The following is a 2,003-nucleotide window of genomic DNA, read 5'->3' as shown; positions in this document are numbered from 1 at the left end:
AGAAGCAGCACTATCGGGTATGTTAATAACTGTACGAATTGCGCCAGTTTTTGTATCGTCTACTCCATATACAACTAGTCCTAGACGCGCTTGGACGATCGCACCTGCACACATCGGGCAAGGTTCAAGAGTTACGTAGAGGGTGCATTCATTAAGATGCCAATTTTGTAAAGTTGTTGCAGCTCTTTTGAGAGCGAGAATTTCCGCATGGGCGGTAGGGTCTTTGTCGCGCTCTTTTCTGTTTTCTCCTTGTGCTAGCAATTTGCCTGTTGAATCAATGATAACAGCACCTACAGGGACTTCACCTGCATCACCTGCTACTTTTGCTAATTCTAAGGCAGAACTCATCCATTGTTTATGTATAAGATATTCTGTGTACTTAGTTAACATATACTTATCAATATAAAAATTTTAAAATTATGCTCGCCTTTGGACGGGCATGACACCGATGCTACGAGAAAGAAAAAGTATATAGCGGTTCTCGGTTGAGTAAGTATAGAACTCCACCCCAAGCCCTTCCCCCCTCTTCGAGAGAGGGCTAAAATATACCTTATATGATTGGAAAACGCTATATAGCCCACAGGCTAGAAATCCTGTCATCACTTTTCATTTGACAATATCCGCTTCGTTGTTATCCCGCCTTGGAATAAATTCCAAGGCGGGATGTGCGTCACTGCAATACCTTAACTGTTACAAAAATTGGGGTAATGACAATAACTAAAAATCTGAAGCTAAATAGCAGCTTGAGCTAAAAGGGGATCGAGTTGACTTTGTGTGTCTAATTGATAAAGATCATCGCAGCCGCCAATGTGCTGGTTATTGATAAAAATTTGCGGTACAGTACGGCGTCCGTTAGCGCGTTCTGCCATTTTAGCTCTGGCTGCTTCGTCGCCGTCGATTTTATATTCGGTAAAATTTACACCTTTCCACCACAGCAGTATTTTGGCACGAATGCAGTAAGGACAAGTTTGCCATGTATAAAGTTCGACGTTGGCTTTGACTCGCTCTGGATGGGGATTTAAAAAGAGATTAAGAAAGTCCAGCATGTTTTATTAAACAAAGTTTTAACTACGTCTCTAGCCTAGATCATTGCTTAGGGACTTCCAAGAAATAAATTATCCAATCTTGTGGGGTGGGCATCTTGCCCGCCTTTGACTATGGGCGGGCGAGACGCCCACCCCACAATAAATAGTTGTATATTTTTTTATTTGGAAGTCCCTTACCGCATCGGCGCTGGAACCCACTTTTGAAAACCCTCTAAATGATTCCAGTAAGACAAATATCCAGTCAATGCCCAAATTAGAGCGGCTACTATCAGCACTGCTGTGCCAATTAGTCGCCAGGTTCTATTGGTTTTCCAATAAAGAGTTGGCGCTGCAAAAATACCACCTAATCCAGTTAAAATAAAGCCGATTCCTGATAAAATCGGTTGTTTTGTCATATTCAAGTTAATAATGCGGATACCCACTACGATCGCAACTGCACCAGCAAAGAAACCGTAAATTGCTATTGTCAATAAATCCCAACCTTGAGCAAGAGAAACCGCAGCCGCAACAAACAAGATTCCAAATAAGATACTTGTCTCACCGAAGGCAATGTTAAAGCTACCTATTACTGGCCAGGTGAAGCTCATGTGTAAACCAGTTGTGAGTGCGATCGCACCCGTAATTCCAAAACCAGGAATCCACTGTCTTTGATTAGAACTATCTATACCCCGATACACATAGTCAGCCATTAGAAATAGCCCAGCTACCATATTGATCAACATGAGTGTGATGTAGTCGATAAACACGATTAACCTCTGAATTTAACTAGCTTTTTACTCTGCGCCTCGTTTTTCAGTTTTTAGTGAATCTACCAGTTTTTTTTCTTTATTATTTTATACCTAAAGAGAAACACTGAATAAAAGCAATGTTCTAGATATATACTGCTACCTATTTGTACTAGTTCAAAACTTAGTTCCTTTTGAACACGCTTTATACTGGAGTAGTTAGGAGTAAAAA

The 2,003-nt window shown here is 40.9% G+C and carries 3 protein-coding genes; all 3 read right to left on the bottom strand.

Features of this window, described 5'->3' with window-relative positions; genetic code table 11:
- Positions 1-390 (bottom strand): nucleoside deaminase (locus tag VE944_RS12430; RefSeq protein ID WP_324977361.1); only part of this gene is annotated, 390 nt, incomplete at its 3' end.
- Between the two features lie 341 nt (positions 391-731).
- A complete protein-coding gene (grxC, locus tag VE944_RS12425; RefSeq protein WP_324977358.1) occupies positions 732-1,046 on the bottom strand; it encodes a glutaredoxin 3 in 315 nt (104 codons plus the stop codon).
- 173 nt (positions 1,047-1,219) lie between these two features.
- A complete protein-coding gene (locus VE944_RS12420) occupies positions 1,220-1,792 on the bottom strand; it encodes a DUF981 family protein (RefSeq protein ID WP_324977355.1) in 573 nt (190 codons plus the stop codon).
- Positions 1,793-2,003 lie beyond the last annotated feature (211 nt).

Source organism: Nostoc sp. (genome assembly GCF_035638895.1).
Lineage (GTDB): Bacteria > Cyanobacteriota > Cyanobacteriia > Cyanobacteriales > Nostocaceae > Nostoc.
This window is presented reverse-complemented; position numbering and strand designations above follow the sequence as displayed.